The organism is Bacteroides sp. AF39-11AC (assembly GCF_003474285.1).
Classification (GTDB): Bacteria; Bacteroidota; Bacteroidia; order Bacteroidales; family Bacteroidaceae; genus Bacteroides.
The window spans coordinates 96,812-116,069 of record NZ_QROH01000004.1; the positions used below are offsets into that span (position 1 = coordinate 96,812).

Annotated in this window: 11 protein-coding genes; 9 read left to right on the plus strand and 2 right to left on the minus strand. The window is 42.8% G+C overall.

What is annotated here, in order from left to right; all coding sequences use genetic code 11:
- Window positions 1-101: 101 nt before the first annotated feature.
- On the minus strand, window positions 102-650 hold the full coding sequence (locus tag DW036_RS09020; RefSeq protein ID WP_118464248.1) for an RNA polymerase sigma-70 factor: 549 nt from the start codon (window positions 648-650) through the stop codon (window positions 102-104).
- A gap of 403 nt (window positions 651-1,053) precedes the next feature.
- On the opposite strand from DW036_RS09020, the gene DW036_RS09025 reads away from it, so the two are divergent.
- The 6 genes from DW036_RS09025 (at window position 1,054) to DW036_RS09050 (ending at window position 12,227) form a co-directional block, all read left to right on the plus strand.
- Window positions 1,054-2,046 carry a FecR family protein gene (locus tag DW036_RS09025; RefSeq protein ID WP_118464250.1) on the plus strand — a complete coding sequence of 331 codons (993 nt, stop codon included), beginning with the start codon at window positions 1,054-1,056 and terminating at the stop codon, window positions 2,044-2,046.
- A 133-nt stretch (window positions 2,047-2,179) separates the two neighbouring features.
- Entirely contained in the window at window positions 2,180-5,536 is a 3,357-nt protein-coding gene (locus tag DW036_RS09030; RefSeq protein ID WP_187374584.1) for a TonB-dependent receptor, read from the plus strand.
- Between the two features lie 15 nt (window positions 5,537-5,551).
- The gene (locus DW036_RS09035) at window positions 5,552-7,399 is read left to right on the plus strand and encodes a RagB/SusD family nutrient uptake outer membrane protein (protein WP_118463397.1); all 1,848 of its coding nucleotides are present in this window, start codon (window positions 5,552-5,554) and stop codon (window positions 7,397-7,399) included.
- A 55-nt stretch (window positions 7,400-7,454) separates the two neighbouring features.
- On the plus strand, window positions 7,455-8,528 hold the full coding sequence (locus tag DW036_RS09040) for a glycoside hydrolase family 105 protein (protein WP_233560381.1): 1,074 nt from the start codon (window positions 7,455-7,457) through the stop codon (window positions 8,526-8,528).
- Window positions 8,529-8,530: 2 nt separating this feature from the next.
- Window positions 8,531-10,645 (plus strand): glycoside hydrolase family 2 protein, encoded by a 2,115-nt coding sequence (locus DW036_RS09045; RefSeq protein ID WP_118463400.1) that lies wholly within the window; start codon window positions 8,531-8,533, stop codon window positions 10,643-10,645.
- Window positions 10,646-10,694: 49 nt separating this feature from the next.
- Window positions 10,695-12,227, plus strand: a complete 1,533-nt coding sequence (locus DW036_RS09050) for a Gfo/Idh/MocA family protein (RefSeq protein WP_118463402.1) — start codon at window positions 10,695-10,697, stop codon at window positions 12,225-12,227.
- Between the two features lie 105 nt (window positions 12,228-12,332).
- Here the strand turns inward: DW036_RS09050 and DW036_RS09055 are convergent, their stop codons facing one another.
- Window positions 12,333-14,234, minus strand: coding sequence for a TlpA disulfide reductase family protein (locus tag DW036_RS09055; protein ID WP_118463405.1), 1,902 nt, complete (start codon window positions 14,232-14,234; stop codon window positions 12,333-12,335).
- Between the two features lie 130 nt (window positions 14,235-14,364).
- Here DW036_RS09055 and DW036_RS09060 point away from each other — a divergent pair, with 130 nt between their 5' ends.
- From DW036_RS09060 to DW036_RS09070, 3 genes are read left to right on the plus strand one after another with little or no spacing between them, the layout of a single operon-like run.
- A complete protein-coding gene (locus DW036_RS09060) occupies window positions 14,365-15,429 on the plus strand; it encodes an SGNH/GDSL hydrolase family protein (RefSeq protein WP_118463408.1) in 1,065 nt (354 codons plus the stop codon).
- A 21-nt stretch (window positions 15,430-15,450) separates the two neighbouring features.
- Window positions 15,451-17,742, plus strand: a complete 2,292-nt coding sequence (locus DW036_RS09065) for a GH92 family glycosyl hydrolase (protein ID WP_118463411.1) — start codon at window positions 15,451-15,453, stop codon at window positions 17,740-17,742.
- Complete coding sequence (locus tag DW036_RS09070; protein WP_118464256.1) at window positions 17,742-19,256, plus strand: beta-N-acetylhexosaminidase; 1,515 nt, start codon at window positions 17,742-17,744, stop codon at window positions 19,254-19,256. Before DW036_RS09065 ends, DW036_RS09070 begins: the two co-directional genes overlap by 1 nt.
- Window positions 19,257-19,258 lie beyond the last annotated feature (2 nt).

A 19,258-nucleotide genomic window follows, 5' to 3' on the forward strand; every position in this document is an offset into this window, starting at 1 on the left:
TCAATACAAATCTACGAAAATTTCGTAATGAAGCAATGAATAGTGAGTTAATTAATCTAAATGCTTACTCTTATGGTTGGAAGAAAGTGCTTCTTAAAGGACTAAAATAAGTATGCATATCCCTCTCCCAGAGACTTTTTGATTATTTTAAGTGCCTTGGTGATCTGTGCTTCTACTGTTTTAACCGAGATATTCATATCATCGGCAATTTCCTGGTTTGCCATTTGTTCCTGCCTGCTTTTCAGGAATACTTCGCGGCAGCGGTTAGGCAAAGTACATATAGCTTCTTGTATCAGTTTGTTTAGTTCCTCTATTTCTAAGGTAGGATACTCTTTGTACTGCAGGGTTTCATGCAGGTTTTCATCCAGTGTTGTTGTTTGTTTCCGATCTCGTAAGGCGTTGAAGCACTTGTTGCGGGCAGCCTGAAAGAGATAAGCTTTGAAAGATAACCTGATATCTACCTGTTCCCTGTTTTCCCATAGATAAGTAAAAATATCCAGTGCAAGTTCTTCTGCCTCTGCAAAGTTATCCAGATAGATATTGATATAACGACATAATGGTGTAAAGTAATTGTCAAAGAGATGCTTAAAGGCATGTTCATCTCCTTCTTTAATTAACTTCAATAAAAGAATATCGTCGTTAGTAGTCATGGTTATCAAGTTATTTTGCAAAGTTAAAAAGTAATTATGATTTTCCAAATCTTCTTTTATTACTATCTGAAAAAAAAGATGTGTTTTCATAATAAGAAATATATTCTGCTCCTGTTCTGTTTCTCTTTTACGCCTTACCTTCTCCTTGTTTGCTCCACGTCTATAGAGTAGCAGAATGAGTGGAGTTGGTGTGGACTTGGTATGGAGCAGATACGGAGCAGGTCTGGAACAGAGAATATTGTTCTGTTTGTCGTTTTTTAGCGAATACTGTCTGCTATGTCTTAAACCACTTATGGTAAACTTTCAATAAAAAAATCAGGTTTTCGAAAAAAAAGAGCTTTTTAACGTAAGGGTTGTAGGTTGTTTTTGTGTCATTATAATACAAATGGACAAAAAGAACAATATGATAAGAAAAATACCATGGAATTTGATTATTTCGAAGTTGAAAAAGGAAAGTTCTTCGGAAGAAAATAATCAACTCGAAGCTTGGTTATCCGATAGTGGTAACCGTGAGCTGTTCGAGGAACTCCAAGGCCTTTGGGATAAAATACAAAGCAATGCTTCCAGCTATACGCCGGATTCGGCATATTATTGGAAAGAACTTAGTCGCCGGATGAAGACTGGTAGTTCGACACCAGTTGCGAAGCCTGACCGGAAGTCAACCTTCCATATATGGAGATATGTTGCGGCGGCATGTATTGTTATAATGGTATGCTTTTCGTTTTATCTGGGACAGTGGGCAGGTACTCCCGAAGAGACTTTGCTGGAATATAAAAGCATGGGAGGAAAGTCCATGGCATCTTTACCGGATCAATCTTCCGTATGGCTGCATAGTAATACGAAGTTAACATGTGATATACAACATAAGAAAGAAGAGCGTGTGGTAACTTTGCGTGGGGAAGCCTACTTTGATGTGGCTCATGATAAACGGAAACCGTTTATTGTACAAACAGATGGGGTACGTATTGTTGTCCATGGTACTAAGTTTAATGTAGAAGCCTTTCCGGACATGGAGAATATCTATGTCAGCCTGTTAGAGGGGTCGGTTTCACTGGATACGGAAAACGATCACCGTTATCTTGCACCCGGTGAGATTGCGACTTATAATAAGAGTAGTCGAAGATTGTCTGTCACCAAGGATGATGTACTTTTTGCCGCTTCATGGACTAAGGACCAGATTGTCTTTGAACAACGTTCTCTGCAGGATATCTGCCGTTTCCTGAGGAAGTGGTATCGTGTGAAGATAGATTTGGATCCGGCTATTGCCGACAGTTTCCACTATACCTTTACGTTGCGTAACGAACCTTTGGAGGAAATACTCAGGTTGATGGCACGCATCAATCCGATTGGGTATACGTTTAATGAAAATAATGAGCTCAGTATTTATAAAAAGTAAAATGTTAAATTCTAACCCTAAAAAGAATCGCCTATGCACAATACTGTGAAGTAAACTAATGTTACGGGATGATAACGTTCATCCTTATTTTCTATCACAATTATTCTAATTATTTTAAATCTAAAAGAAAAGCATGATTCTAAAAAAACGTGTAGCATTTTTATTGCTGCTAATCCTTTGTGTGCCTTTATCGGCACAAGTAAAAGAGAAGCTAATCACTATAGACTTCTCAGATCTTCCTCTTTCAGAGGCTATTAACCGCATAGAAAAAGTCAGTCGATACACTTTTTTCTATGATGCCAATCAGGTGGATGTAAAGCAGAAAGTAAGCTTGAAAGTGAAGAAAGCTACTGCTCAACAGGCAATGAATACCATGTTGAAAAACACGGACCTGAAATATGAGGTTACCAATACGCAGATAGCTTTGTTTACTAAAGATAAACCTGAGACTTCGGGGCATGAAATCACTATCAAGGGACAAGTGGTAGATGAAAATGGAGAACCGGTTATAGGGGGTAATGTCATTGCCGAAGGTACTACCAATGGTACTATCACCAATATTGATGGTTATTACACCTTGACTGTGGCTCCTGATGCCCGGATTCAGGTATCGTATATCGGTTATACTACGCAAACGCTGAAAGCCGGTTCCATTCCTTCCGTCATAAAACTACAGGAAGATTCCAAGCTCTTGCAGGAAGTTGTGGTGGTAGGTTACGGTACGATGAAAAAGCAGGACCTGACCGGTGCGGTAGCTTCTATCAAAGGCAGTGATATGGAGAAAGAACAACGCCAGACCATTCAGGATATGCTACGTACAGGTGTTGCCGGACTTTCGGTAGGTATGGAAACTGATGCGAAAGGCAATACAAGCATGATGATTCGTGGTAAAAGTACGATTGCTGCCAGCACTGACCCGCTGATTGTTTTGGATGGTGTTATCTATAGTGGACAGATGACGGATATTAATCCGAATGACATAGAGCGTGTAGATGTCCTGAAAGATGCCAGTTCTGCAGCCGTTTATGGTGCCAAGGCAGCTAATGGTGTAGTGTTGGTTACTACCAAAAAAGGAGGAGGCAAGAAGCCGACGATCAGTTTTAATGGCAGTTGGGGCATTTCGATGGTTAACTCTCTGCCGGAAGTCTATCAGGGACAAGACTTTGTGAATTTCCGTCAGGATGTAATGAAAAGTACCGAATATAAGACTGCTGCCACCGGATACTTTGACAATCCTGCGAATATGAGTGGCACAGAACTGTCTGAATGGCTGGGTACGGATACCGGAAATCCGACTGAGGTTTGGCTCGCCCGTTTGAGGATGACTAATACGGAAATAGCCAATTACATGGCGGGCAGAACGGTCGACTGGGAAGATCTGACTCTTCGCACTGCGCTTCGACAGGATTATACAGTCAGCGTATCGGGCAAGAAAGACGAAATGTCTTATTATTCTTCTATTAACTATGTGAAGAATGAAAGTAATAACAGAGGTGGTAAGTATAGTGCTATCCGTGCTCGTGTGAATCTGGAAAATAAAGTGCAGAAATTCCTGACTTATGGTGTTAATGCACAGTTTACGTCGCGTGACGAAAGCAATATGTATGAAAGCGGCAGATCGGTTTATTCAAGTTTTAGTACCTCTTTGTCGCCTTATGGAAATGTTTATAATGAGGATGGTTCTTTGAAACTTTATCCGAATGATAATAACAATGCCACCAATCCATTGTTGAACAGGGCTTATCTGAGTAAGAAGCATGACGTTAATAACTTAAATGCATCCATTTATCTTAAGTTGGATTTGCCGTTGGGATTCTCTTTACAAACTACTTATTCTCCCCGCTTCGAGTGGACCAATTACCTGTATCATAAATCAGCCGATCATCCGGATTCCGGTGACCAAGGAGGATTCGTTGAACGCTATGGCATGAAAGACTTCTTCTGGCAATGGGATAATATGCTGAAATGGAATAAGACATTTGGAAAACATGCATTCGACTTTACCGGATTGCTGAACTGGGAGAAATTCCAGCGTTGGAAAACAATTTCCAAGAATGAAGGTTTCCAGCCGAGTGACAATCTGGGATATGGAGGTATAGGCTATGGTACTTCTCCTATTGCAGACAGTGATGATATTTATCGTACTGGTGATGCCCTCATGGGACGTTTGCACTATACGTATGATAATCGCTACCTGATTACGGCTACTGTACGTCGTGACGGATATTCTGCTTTCGGACAAGGCAATCCGCGTGCTACTTTCCCTTCTGTGGCTCTTGGATGGATTTTTACGGAAGAATCTTTCTGGAAGAAGCTGAATGCCGAATGGCTTGAATATGCTAAGTTGCGTCTTACGTGGGGTAAGAACGGTAACCGTTCTATTGGTGAATATGCTGCATTGATGCAGTTGGATCCCCGTAAATATATGTATGTAGATCCTGCTACAGGTCAGTTGGTCACTATCAATACATTCTTCTGCTATAATATGGCAAATCCCAACCTGAAGTGGGAAACTACGACTTCTTATAATTTGGGATTGGATTTCACTTTCCTGAAGGGACGTCTGGGTGGTAGTATCGATGTGTACCATAAGAGTACTACCGACTTGCTGAACAACCGCCAGTTGCCAAGTTTAATTGGTTATTCCAGTGTGAAAGCTAATATTGGTGAGATTTGGAACCGTGGTTTGGAGTTGTCTTTACATTCTACCAATATTCAGAACAGTGTACTGACTTGGCGCACCACTTTCAACCTGATGTACAACAAGAATACAATCAAGCATCTTTATGGCATTATGGAAGATATAACAGATGCTGACGGAAAGGTGATAGGCAGGAAAGAAGCGGATGATATTGACAACGGATATTTCATTGGCCATGCTCTGGATGAAGTTTGGGGATATAAATATGAGGGTGTATGGCAGGAAAATGAAGCGGAAGAAGCGGCTAAATACAGCCAGATTCCCGGTGATCCGAAGATTCTGGATGTAGACCAGAATTATAAATACAACAATGATGATAAGGTTTTCCAGGGAAATACGACTCCGAAGGTTCGTTGGAATATGCGTAATGAATTTACATTGTTCAAGAACTTCGATATTTCATTCAGTATGTATTCTTACCTGGGCCATGTGAAGAAGATGGACCGCTTCACCAATAACAATGCTTTGCTGAATACGGTAAATCAGATTAAACGGGATTATTGGACTGCCGAAAATCCTATCAACAGCTATCCTCGTTTAGGTGCGAAGAGTCCGAGCGGTGTAACTTACTATATTTATAAGAAAGCTGACTTCCTGCGTCTTGATAACATCTCTGTGGGATATACCTTCCCGAAAGCTCTGATATCTCCGTTGAAATTGGAAGCGTTACGACTGAACCTGACTGTGAAGAATGTAGGCTACTTTACCGGATGGCCTGCTTATGATCCGGAAAACTCGGACAGCAATACACCGAGAACGATAACATTTGGTATTAATGTGACATTATAAAAAAGGGAACTGATAATGAAAAAGTTAATAAAATATACATTAGGCTATACCGGTATACTTGGAGTGATGTTCGCAGCAAGCGGATGTTCCGATTGGTTGGAACCTAAACCTTTGTCCTTCTTTACGCCGGAAAATACGTTTAATTCGTATGAGGGACTGAAAACAAGTACGGATATGTTGAACCGCGATGTTCGTTACTTCGACTACTATCCTACGGCAGGATCGGCCGAACCTTGTATCCTTTCAGAGTATTTCTTTTCAGAAATGAGTGTGAACGGACGTACGGATGCTTCGAATGCTCCTGTGGACTTGGTGCGGCAAATTAATCCGTCGGCTTCACTGACAGGTAATGCCAGTCAGGTTAATAACTATTGGACATATTTATATAAAGGTATTAAGGATGCCAATACGATTCTCAGCCGTTCTAAGGATACGGAAATGACCGAAGCCCAACGGGGGGAAATAGAAGCATTGAGCTGTTTTCACCGGGCATTCCGTTACTACCGTTTGGTGCACCAATATGGCGATGTTCCGTTTATTGTGAATGAAGTGACCGGACCCCGTTACGATTTCTATACGACAAAGCGTGAGGCAATCCTGCGATACCTCAAAGAAGATTTGGATCGCACTGCCCCATATCTGTCTAATGATGTGTATATCGGTATGGTAACGCAGGCTGCTGCCTATCATTTGCTGACTAAGATTAACCTGGCATTGGGCGAATTTAACGATGCGGTGGAATCTGCCAATAAGGTAATAAATGATGGCGTACATCAGTTGATGACTCAGCGTTTTGGAGTAGACAAAGGTGATGCGACTAAAAACGTAATCTGGGATTTGCATCAATCAGACAATAAATCTCTGCCTGAAAATAAGGAATGTCTTTATATTGTAATCGACCGCTATGATGCAGGTAGTGATATGCGTTCTACTGCCGGATTGGAAATAAAACGCCAGTTGGTACCTTGGTTTCCTGCGTCCGGACAGATTACGACTCCTGCCGGAGAAGTTGCTTTTGTAGATAATAACCAGACTAAGAATCCTTATTTGCTGGAGTATGGTCGTGGCATTTGCTCTTTGCGTTCTACATGGTACCATCAAAATATGATTTGGACATTGGATGATACCGATTTGCGTCATGCACCCGGTAACTGGGTACATGTATCGGACTTGAAATATAATAATCCAAGTCTGGAAGGTAAGTCCGAATGGTATGGAAAGAATGTACAATTGTATAATGATAAAGGTGCTCTTCTCGTTAAAGATACGATTCGTTGCTGGAGCGGATGGCCGCATTATAAATCCAATGTTGCTGACCAGAAAGCCAGTTGGTGGCGTGGTGGCTGGGCAGATTGGTATGTCTTCCGTCTGGCAGAAACCTACCTGCTCCGTGCAGAAGCGTATACTTGGTTGGACAAGCCGGATCTGGCCGTACAAGATTTAAACAAAGTACGCGAACGTGCCGGTGCACGTCTTTTGACCGCTGATGAAGTGAATATCAGTCAGATTCTGGATGAGCGTGCCCGTGAACTCTTCTATGAAGAACCGCGTAAGTGTGAATTGACCCGTATTGCTTACTTATTTGCTAAAACTGGTAAAGCAGATGAAAAAGGACGTACGTATTCCATGGATAAATTCACGGAAAATAACTATTTTTACAACCGAATCATGGACAGAACGGAATTTTATAACAAGGGCGTAAAGAACTCTGTAGGTAATACGTATACGATTGCTCCCCACAATGTACTTTGGCCCATTGCTTTGAAGGCCATTTCATCCAATGTGGAGGGACATATCAATCAGACTCCGGGATACGATGGTTCAGAGAATAATGTTGAACCGATGGACACTCCGAATGAGTAATTTATCTGAGATGAATAGAATAAAGAAACTTTTGTTGGTAGTACTCCTGTCTTCTATGGCAGGAGTTACTTCCTTTGCTCAAAGCATCAACAAGACTGATGTAAAAAGTATCATGAAGCGTGTTGCCGACTGGCAGATAGCTAATCCCAATAAAGATGCGGAACATGATGACCTGGACTGGACACATGCCGCTTTGTATATGGGAATGGTGGACTGGGCCGACCTCACAGAAAGGGAAGACAGCGACAGCACTTATTATAAGTGGTTGCTTCGCATTGGGCAACGCAATCATTTTCAAGTTGGAAAGCGGATGTATCATGCTGATTTTATTGCCGTAGGACAGCCTTTTATCGACCTTTATATAAAATATGGCAATAAGAAAATGATTGCTCCGGTGATGGCACGTGCCAATTGGGTAGTAGATAATCCGGCAGAAACAACCTTGGAATTAGACTATCGCAAGTCGGAGACGCTGGATCGCTGGTCTTGGTGTGATGCATTGTTTATGGCTCCCCCTGTTTATGCCAAACTCTATGCATTGACTCAGAACAAGAAGTATCTGGACTTTATGAATCAGGAATACAAAGTAACTTATGATTTCTTGTATGATAAAGACGAACAGTTATTCTACAGAGATTGGCGTTACTTTGGTAAGAAAGAAGCGAACGGCAAGAAGGTATTCTGGGGACGTGGCAACGGATGGGTTTTAGGTGGTTTAGCCGAAATCCTGCAGGTACTTCCTAAGGAGGAATCTTCCTATGAATTCTATAAGCTGCTATTTGTTACATTAGCAACGCGTGTAGCTGAATTACAGAGTCCGGATGGATACTGGCATGCCAGTTTACTGGATCCTGCATCTTATCCGTCACCCGAAACAAGTGCAACCGGATTTATTGTCTATGCACTTGCTTATGGAGTGAACGAAGGATTGCTAGATAAAACTTCTTTCATGCCTGTAATAGAAAAAGGTTGGAAAGCACTGGTAGATGCGGTGGAACCGGATGGAAAGCTGGGATATGTTCAGCCTATCGGTGCCGATCCGCGTAAGGTGACGCGTGAAATGACGGAAGTTTATGGAGTCGGTGCATTTTTGCTGGCGGGATGTCAAATCTATAAAATGATAAACTGAATATGAGGAAAGTATTATTTGGTATTTGCTTGATCGTATATTCTCTGTTTGGTAGTACAGATGTTTCTGCACGTGATGTAATCTCTTTCAATGGTGGATGGGAATTCAAGAAAGGGCCTTTTGGTACAGAAGCTATGCAGGTTGCACAGAAGTGGAGTGGGGATTGGGAGAAAGTTGAAATTCCTCATACCTGGAATGCTAAAGACATGCAGGTGAAAGAAGCTTCTTTTTATGAAGGGGACGCCTATTATCGTAAAAAGTATATGTTTCCTGAAAGTATGAAAGGCAAACGTATATTTCTGCGCTTCGAAGGTGTCGGTTCGTGTGCAGAAGTTTATATTAACGGCTATCTGGCTGGTACACATAAAGGAGCTTATTCGGCTTTTGCATGCGAAATCAGCGGTCAGGTAAAGTTCGGACAAGAGAATGAAATTATAGTAAAAGCGGATAATACGGCACGTCCTGATGTTATTCCTGTCAATCACAATCTGTTTGGAGTTTATGGAGGAATTTATCGTCCGGTATGGTTGGTGGTGACTGAATCGTGTAACATTGTTGTGACAGACTATGCATCTCCGGGGGTATATGTTACCCAAAAGAATGTTTCCAAGCGGTCGGCTGAGGTTACTGTGAAAGTAAAACTGGACAATGGATCATTGACACCTGTACAGTCGGAGTTGGAAAATACGATTTACGATGCCCAGGGTAAACAGGTGAAGACACATCGACAGAGTTTCCTGTTGACTCCACAGGGGACACAAGCCTATTCTTCAACCTTCAAGTTGAACAATCCCCACTTGTGGCAGGGGCGTGAAGACCCTTATCTGTACAAAGTCGTGTCTCGTCTTTGGCAGGATGGTAAAGTGATTGATGAGATGGTACAGCCGCTGGGACTTCGTAACTATGAAATAGTGGCAGGGAAAGGCTTCTTCCTGAATGGAAAGAAATACCCGATGTATGGCGTGACTCGGCATCAGGACTGGTGGGGGGTAGGCAGTGCTTTAAAGAATGAGCACCATGATTTTGACCTGGCAACCATTATGGATCTGGGCGCAACTACTGTTCGTTTTGCCCACTATCAGCAATCCGATTATTTATATTCCCGTTGTGATACGTTGGGTTTGATTATCTGGGCGGAGATTCCTTTTGTGAACCGTGTTTCCGGAAAGGAGTGGGAGAATGCACATCAACAGATGCGTGAACTGGTTCGACAGAGTTTTAATCATCCTTCCATTTATATATGGGGTACTCACAATGAGGTTTATCATCCGCATGGATATACAGCCTCTTTGACGCAATCTCTCCATGATCTTTGTAAGACCGAAGATCCGGACCGCTATACCGTATCCGTCAATGGGTATGGACATGCTGATCATCCTGTTAATCAAAATACGGATGTACAGGGCATGAACCGTTACTTTGGCTGGTATGAGAAGAAAATTCAGGACATAGAGCCTTGGGTGGAGAAATTGGAGAAGGAATATCCCTGGCAGAAACTCATGTTAACAGAATATGGAGCGGATGCCAATATAGAGCATCAGACTGAATATCTGGGTGATGCCCTGAACTGGGGGAAACCGTTTTATCCGGAGACTTTTCAGACTAAAACACATGAATATCAATGGAGTGTTATAGCTAATCATCCTTATATTATAGCCTCTTATTTGTGGAATACATTCGATTTTGCAGTCCCAATGTGGAAAAGAGGAGGTGTACCTGCACGTAATTTAAAAGGATTGGTTACCTTTGACCGTAAGATAAAGAAAGATTCTTATTTCTGGTATAAGGCAAATTGGAGCAAAGAGCCGGTACTTTATCTGACACAACGGCGAAACGTAAATCGTGAAAAGAAAGAAACTGCCGTAGCCGTATACTCCAATATAGGAACTCCTAAAGTTTACCTGAATGGAAAGGAATTGACTGGAATACGGAAGGGATATACAGATGTACATTATGTATTTGATAAGGTTATTTTGGAGCCTGGGAAGAATATACTGAAAGCAACTGTTTTTTCTGGTGGCAAAGAATACACGGATGAAATAGAATGGATGTACAATGGAGAAATGAAAAGAGAAGCTGATTTTTACGAGAATCAAAAGGAGCATGCCGGCTGGTAATACTTTATTGAACTGATGAACTAATTATTTACTTTAAATTTAATATAACATGAAGGTTTTGAAATCATTGTTGTTGGGTATGTGTGTTGTGTTATGTGCATGCACGTCTCAAACTTCTACTGTGCAAACCAATGACAAGGGAACTCAGTGGGAATGGAAGAATGGAACTATTATTGTGAAAACTCCAGAGCGTCCGGCTGGGCAGCGGAGTGTGATTGGGCTGACCGCCCCGAAGATGGAAGTCGTTAGAGTAGGATTCGTAGGACTGGGTATGCGTGGTCCCGGTGCTGTAGAGCGTTTTATCCATATTCCCGGTACGCAGATCGTGGCTCTTTGTGATTATGAACAATCACGTGCTGAGGGCTGCCAGAAGTATTTGCAGAAAGCATCTTTGCCTAAGGCAGCTGTTTATTCCGGAGAGAAAGGATACGAAGAACTTTGTAAACGCGATGACATAGACTTGGTTTATATTGCTACCGACTGGTTGCATCACTTCCCTGTAGCAATGTGTGCTATGGAAAATGGCAAACATGTAGCTATAGAAGTTCCTTCGGCTATGAATCTTCAGGAATGTTGGGACTTGATTAACATGAGTGAAAAGACTCGCAAACATTGTATGATACTGGAAAACTGTTGCTATGACTGGTTTGAAATGAATACGCTGAACATGGCACAGCAAGGAGTATTTGGTGAAGTGATTCGCGGACAAGGTGCTTACATTCATGAGTTGAGCCCGTTCTGGGACCATTATTGGAAAAATGGTGAGAATGATAAACTGGGATGGCGTTTGGATTACAACAAGAAACATCGTGGTGATGTGTATGCTACTCACGGTCTTGGTCCTGTGGCGCAAGCATTTGATATTCATCGTGGCGACCGTATGGTAACGTTGGTAGCTATGGATACCAAGTCGGTTGTGGGTAAGGATCTGGTAGAAAAAAGAACCGGAGAGAAATGTGATGATTTCCGTAACGGTGACCATACAACTACACTGATTCGTACGGCAAACGGAAAAGTTATCGAGATTCAACATAATGTGATGACACCGCAACCTTATAACCGCTTGTATCAGCTTACCGGAACCAAAGGCTTCGCCAATAAGTATCCGATTCAGGGTTATGCTCTTGATGCTAAGCAGTTGAGCGCTTCGGGAGTAGAACCGCAAGTTGATAATCTGAATACCCACAGCTTTTTGCCTAAAGAGGAAATGGAGGCGCTTGTAGAAAAGTTCCAGCATCCGATATTAAAGAAGTATGGTGAAATGGCTAAGGAAGTAGGAGGCCATGGAGGTATGGATTTCATTATGGATAGCCGTTTGGTATATTGCTTGCAGAACGGTTTACCTTTGGACCTGGATGTATACGACTTGGCAGAATGGTGCTGTCTGGCAGAACTGGGTGAGCTTTCTATGGATAACAATTGTGCTGCTGTGGAATTTCCTGATTTTACCCGTGGCGAATGGAATGTTATAAAAGGCTATAAGTTTGCTTATGCAAGTCCCGAAGAAGAAAAAGAGACTATGGATAAAGCTAAAGCCTTTACAAGCAAATTGAAAGAAAAAGGATCCGAAGACTGGAAGTAGGAATCGGGTGAGAAATAAAACGAATGGCACTGTATATCATTGAATGTAAATGATAGGCAGTGCCATTTCTTTTTAACAGGCTTTGTACCGTCCGGTACTTCTTTCTTATTGATCAGCTACTTTCAGGAGCTCTTCTTTCATCGTTTTAACACCGGGGAAACCTACTTGTCTGTATTTTATATTTCCTTCGCGGTCAATAATGAGATAGGTGGGAACACCTGAAACATTGAAACTTTTGCCTAAGAAATTCCATTGGGCGGCTGTCACACGGTAATGTTCACCATGAATATCAGGAATCATATTTTCCCATGTCTTCAACGGAGATGTCTCACCGGTGATATACAAATACACAATATCCTTATCTTTTAATTCTTCCTTCATTGGAATCATTTCTTTGTTAGCCATGCGGCATGGACCGCACCAGGTAGCCCAGAAATCAACCAGTAATACTTTTCCACTGAACTTACTGATGATGGAAGCAAAGAGGTCTTCATCGCTGACTTCACCGGCTTCATTTACTGTGAATCCCGTCTTTTTCTTATTGGCTTCAATCTTTGCCAGAAGTTCGTCATTGGCCACAGTCAGCATTTCACGATAAGCGGAAGGGAAAGTGTTGATTGTGCTAATTTGCTCTTCAGTCAGCGGAGTGAAATTCTTGATGCTTTGATAAAGAGGGATAACCCGGACGATGTCAAAGAAGATGCCGTTGTCTGTTCCCCAAGTTTTGGCAAGGTCATCACTTTTCTGATAATAACCGATTACGATGTTTGAGTAATTGCTGGACAGGGTGGCTTGCAGATCGTTCAGTATTGCAAAGTTAGCATTTGGAATATAGTCAGCCGGTATTTTCTGTGCCCGTTCCATAAAGTATTTTTGAGCTTCTTCGCGTGTTATCTGATTAGTCTGTATGGCAGCTGATGTTAGTGTATTTGCAGCTAAACGCAATAACCCAATTGTGGACAACTTGTTGTTGATGGTGAGCACTTGACGTGTTGCCAGACTGCATGGGAGTTTATCTATTTCCGTTTGCACTTCAGCAGACAACTCCAATACTTTTGATTTGTAAGTGTCTATATCCATACCGGCAAATGCCTTCATATCCTTATATACTTTATCTTGTACATTGGTGTCGGGCATATCTTGGTTCAATTCTTGTGCAACGGTTGCTAAGGGGCCGTTAATGTATATAATCTCCCCGTAAGGCTTCTCCTCGCTATGGAATTTAGACCGGCGGCGGGAGATCTCACGCAAATTGATATATGCTTCAGTCGTTTTTCCCGGTTCCATAAATAGTTGGAGGGGTGAGCTGCCGGACATATATAGAGAGACGGGAGTAGTACTTGCCAGGGGTATTTCTTTGCTGAAACTACCATCCGGTTGGATATCTACCAGCACTTCCGATATATCGCCTTTGGCACTTTCCCATGATACCAGAGTCATGGTCTTGAACATGCCGGGACGGAAATCCAGTAACTTACCTTTCAAGGTAGCTTTACCATATTCGATGACAGGGTCTGGCAGGGTAGTTTCTTTGTCTGCTTTATGGATAACAGCCTCTTTCGGCAGTACTAACTTCGGCAGATTATTACCTTTCAACTGGATTCCCCAAATGCTGAATCCATTTTCAACGTCGGCACCTTCTGTGAAGTCGATGGATGTAACGGAGGCAGGAAGGGGAGGAAACACCAGCTGAAACTCAGCTTCACCGGATTCCGGCATCCAGAACTCTGCATCCGGCGTGATGCCTATGCCCGAACGTAGTTGGTAAGTCTTTCCGTTATTATCTTGCAAGTAACTTCCCGAAGCAATCTTTATCCAGTTTTTAGGTCGGTATTTGGCAAAAATGTGCAGGACTGTAGCCGTGTCACTGATTTCGACTTGGCTGACTTCAATAGAGGTGGTGCTACTTACGACGAACGGAGGTTGTTCAATCACTTTGTTTTTAGCTTGAATGGTGCAGCATATGCATAGTAGCAGACTGCTGAGGAGAAAATTGAGTTTTTTCATACTATATAGTTTTTATCAAAGTTACGAATCTTTCGTAATTATAGAACATCTTGCTTGTTAATTGATGTAAAACGAATGAAAAATGTAGTTTTTCAGTGTAACTTTGGGTCATCTTAATATCTATTAAATCATGAGAACCAAAGCTTTAATTTTCGGATTGCTGCTGGCAGCTTCTACTCATGCCCAGCTTCTTTATCACGATGCTTCCGCTTTCCCCCTGTTAGGCAAAGCTACGGATGCCACTCTTACCCGTTACGAACGCCTTCCGGCTTCTTTGGAATCTGTTTCCCGCAAACCGCTTTGGGATTTAGGACGCAATAGTGCCGGGCTTGCTTTGCGCTTCCGTTCCAACTCTACATGCATTGGGGCAAAGTGGGAAGTAAGGGATAACAGAAGCATGAATCATATGACTCCTACCGGAATCAAAGGACTGGATCTGTATTGTCTGCGAGATGGTAAGTGGGTCTTTGCCGGTAGCGGACGGCCTCAAGGAAAGGTAAATGAGGCTACTATCGTGAAGAATATGGATCCTGAAGAACGGGAATATCTTTTATATCTTTCTTTGTATGACGGGGTTACTTCATTGGCAATCGGTGTGGATAGCCTTTCGACGCTTGATCAGCCTACTGTTGATTTGCCGGTACGTGAGAAGCCCGTTGTTTTTTATGGAACCAGTATTTTACAGGGTGGTTGTGCTTCCCGTCCCGGAATGGCCCATACAAATATTCTGGAACGTTGGCTCAATCGTGAATGTATCAATTTAGGATTTAGTGGTAATGCTTTGCTCGATCTGGAGATAGCGGAACTTATAGCTACGGTCGATGCTTCCATGTTTGTGCTTGATTTCCTTCCTAATGCCACAGTGGAACAGATGAAAGAACGGGCGGAGAAATTCTACTCTATCGTTCGCAGCAAGCATCCTGAGACTCCCATCCTTTTTGTAGAAGATCCTATTTTCACTCATTCCCGTTTTGATAAAAAGATTGCAAGGGAAGTGATAGCTAAAAATGAAACAATTGCAGCTATTTTCCAGTCAATGAAGAAAAAAGGTGAGAAGAATATCTATCTACTCTCTTCCAAGGATATCATCGGGCACGATGGTGAGGCTACTGTTGATGGTATTCATTTCACGGATTTAGGCTTTATGCGCTATGCGGAAGTATTATATCCGTTAATTAAAAAACATATCCGGTAACTTTTTCTATTTTATTATTCTATGAAACATGGCAGGTCTTGGCTATCGGCTTTATTGATTTCTTTTTCTATTTTGTCATTTGCTCAAAAAGAGCCAGTGGATTATGTCAATACGATTATTGGTGCTTCAACTTCGGCAGAGGCCGGAAAGTCGGGGCATGGGTTGGGAAAAACCTTTCCGGGAAGTTGTACTCCTTTCGGACTTGTACAGTTGAGTCCGGATACTAAAACCGGTGGTGATAACGGCCCCGGATATTCGTGGCATCATGCTACTATCGAAGGATTCAGCTTTACGCACTTAAGCGGTATTGGTTGGTATGGTGATTTCGGAAACTTTCTGGTAATGCCTGCCACCGGACCATTACGAACATTCAAGGGAACCGAAAATAAACCGGAGGAAGGTTACCGCTCCAGATATTCCCATGATACGGAGATTACACAGGCCGGATACTATTCGGTATACTTGCAAGATTATCAGGTGAAAGTGGAACTGACATCCGCTCCTCGTTCGGGGATTCTGCGTTTCACATATCCGGAGTCGGAAAAGTCACGTATCCAGATCGATCTGGCCCGTAGAATTGGTGGTACATCTGATGAACAGTATGTGGAAAAAGTGGACGAATATACGATTCGGGGATGGATGAAATGCACGCCTGCTTGTGGAGGTTGGGGAAACGGTTCGGGGAAATCTGATTATACCGTTTACTTCTATTGCTGTTTCGATCGCCCATTGACGGAATACGGCGTTTGGAGTGCTTCTATTCCTGAGGGTGTTAGCAGAAAGAATGATGCCAATGATAATCCGGCCTATTTCAACTATATTAAGGATGCTCGGCTCATACCAGCTCCCGGGAAGGCACAGGGAAAGCACTTGGGCTTTTATACAGAGTTTCCTACCCGGAAAGACGAACAGGTACAACTGAAGTGTGGCATATCGTTTGTCAGCATGGAAGGTGCCCAGCGCAATTTGGAACAGGATATTCCGGACTGGAATTTTGAGCGGGTAAAAGAAAATACACGTAATCTGTGGAATCAGGCACTCTCTTCGGTGAAGGTTGAGGGAAGCGAAAGGGATAAGACTATCTTTTATACCTCTTTGTATCATACAATGATTGATCCACGCTGCTTCTCTGATTGTGACGGCCGATATGTAGGTGCGGATAAGAAGATTCACCAGACGGAGAATTTTACCTATCGTACTGTATTTAGCGGTTGGGATGTATTTCGTAGTCAGTTCCCATTGCAAACATTGATTAATCCCCGATTGGTAAATGATGAGATAAACTCTTTGATCCAGATTGCCCAATTAAGTGGGAAGGAGTATTTCCCGCGTTGGGAAGTAGTGAATGCATATTCCGGCTGTATGTTGGGAAATCCCGCTATCTCGGTACTGGCGGATGCCTATGAAAAGGGGATCCGGGAGTATGATGTACAGAAAGCCGTTGAGTATGCTGCGAATACACAGAAGCAGTTTGGTAATGGAGACCTGGGATATACTCCCGGCAGTCTTTCCCATACGTTGGAGTATGCTTATACGGATTGGTGCTTAGGACAACTCATGAATTCCTTGGACAAGAAGAAAGAAGCGGCTGAATATGAAAAGCGTGCCAAAGCTTACCGGAATGTGTGGAGCGACAGCGTACAGTGGTTTCGTGCCCGCGTGAAGGGTGGGGGCTGGTTGCCTTGGCGAGGTCGTACGGCACAAGATCAGGGTACTACGGAAAGCAATCCTTTCCAGCAAGGTTGGTTTGTCCCTCATGATATTGATGGGATGAAAGCTCTGATGGGAGGACAAAAGAAGTTTGATGCGGAACTGGAAGAGTTCTTTGCCAATGTTCCGGAAGATTTTTTATGGAACGATTATTATAATCATCCTAATGAACCGAACCATCATGTACCATTCCTTTTCAATTACTCTTCTTGCCCGTGGCTGACACAGAAGTGGACGAGAAAGATTTGTGATAAAGCTTATGGTGACGATGTTCTGGGATTGTGCGGAAACGAGGATGTAGGGCAGATGTCGGCATGGTATGTACTGGCGGCTATGGGTATTCATCCGGTTTGTCCGGGAAATCCCCGTTATGAGATTACCAGCCCTGTCTTCGAAAGCGTAGAGATAAACTTGGATACGCATTTCTATTCTGGTAAGAATTTCAAAATCATAGCGCATAATAACTCGCCTCAGAACATTTATATTCAGTCGGTATCATTGAACGGTAAGAAATTGAACCGTTTGTGGATAACGCATGATGAGATCGTGAAGGGTGGGGTACTGGAATTTGAAATGGGAAATTGTTTTAAGATATATCAATGATGACAACTAAAATTAACCTGTTGGCAGTAAGTCTTTTTCTGCCAGTCTTTATCTCTGCACAAAATGTGATTCCTGAACCGGCACAATATCGCCCGGTAAAAGGAGAGTTCGTACTGTCTATTGCCGAGAATAAGGCACTTGAGACAAATAATGTACTTCCGTCACGAGTCATACAACGCATTACACCGGATTGCACTACGGGGGCTGATGAGGCTTATCGTTTGGAGATAACTCCCGATTCTGTTTTTATTCAATCAGCTACCGTAACCGGAGCATTCCGGGGAGAAGAAACTTTGAAGCAACTCTTGCGTTCTGGAAAAGGCACTACGAGCGCTTGTGTCATCAATGATGCTCCCCGTTATTCGTGGCGGGGTTTTATGCTCGATGAGAGCCGTCATTTCTTTGGCAAGGAGAAAGTCAAGCAGTTACTTGATATAATGGCTTCTCTTCGCCTGAATGTTTTTCATTGGCATCTGACGGATGAACCGGGATGGCGTATTGAAATAAAGAAGTATCCTCTGTTGACAAAGGTTGGGTCCAAAGGAAATTATCATGATCCGTCGGCACCTGCTGCTTTCTATACGCAGGAGGATATTAAAGATATTGTTGCCTATGCAGCTGCGCGACACATTATGGTTGTACCGGAATTCGATATGCCCGGACATGCCACTGCTGCTTGCCGTGCCTATCCGGAATTGTCCGGTGGTGGTGAGGGGCGATGGAAAGATTTTACTTTTCATCCTTGCAAAGAAGAAACTTTCCGTTTCATAAGTGATGTGCTGGATGAACTGATTACTCTGTTCCCCTCTCCTTATATTCATATTGGAGGTGATGAAGTGCATTTCGGTAATCAGGAATGGTTTACAGATCTACAGATACAGCAGTTTATTAAAGATAAACAATTAATGAACGAAACCGGATTGGAGCAATACTTTGTGCGCCGTGTGGCAGATATTATTGCTGCCAAAGGTAAAACAATGATCGGTTGGGATGAGATTGTGGATGCTGGTGTATCGCCGGATAAAGCAGTAGTGATGTGGTGGCGTCATGATCGTAGGTATCAGTTGTTGAAAGCTCTCGAAAGTGGATATCGTGTTATTATGACTCCGCGTCGTCCGATGTATGGCGACTTTGTGCAGTATTCCACACACAATGTTGGGCGTTACTGGGATGGATATAATCCGATAGAGGATGTTTTCTCATTCCCTCGTTCGATAGAACATCTGTTTAAGGGATACGAAAGCCAGATTATGGGTATGCAGTACTCACTTTGGACAGAACGCGTCGCTGATGTCAAACGATTGGATTTTATGGTCTTCCCACGTCTCGTTGCTGCTGCTGAAGCTGCCTGGACGCCTGCCGTGCATAAGGATTATAGTCGCTTTATGCGGCGCTTGCCCTTTTTCCTGCATTGGTTGGATACCAAAGATATTTATTATTTCGACCCGTTTGCCCCTGAAAGGAGGCCGGAGCCTACTGCTCCGGAGAAAGAGGATGTCCTGCAGAATGGATAATA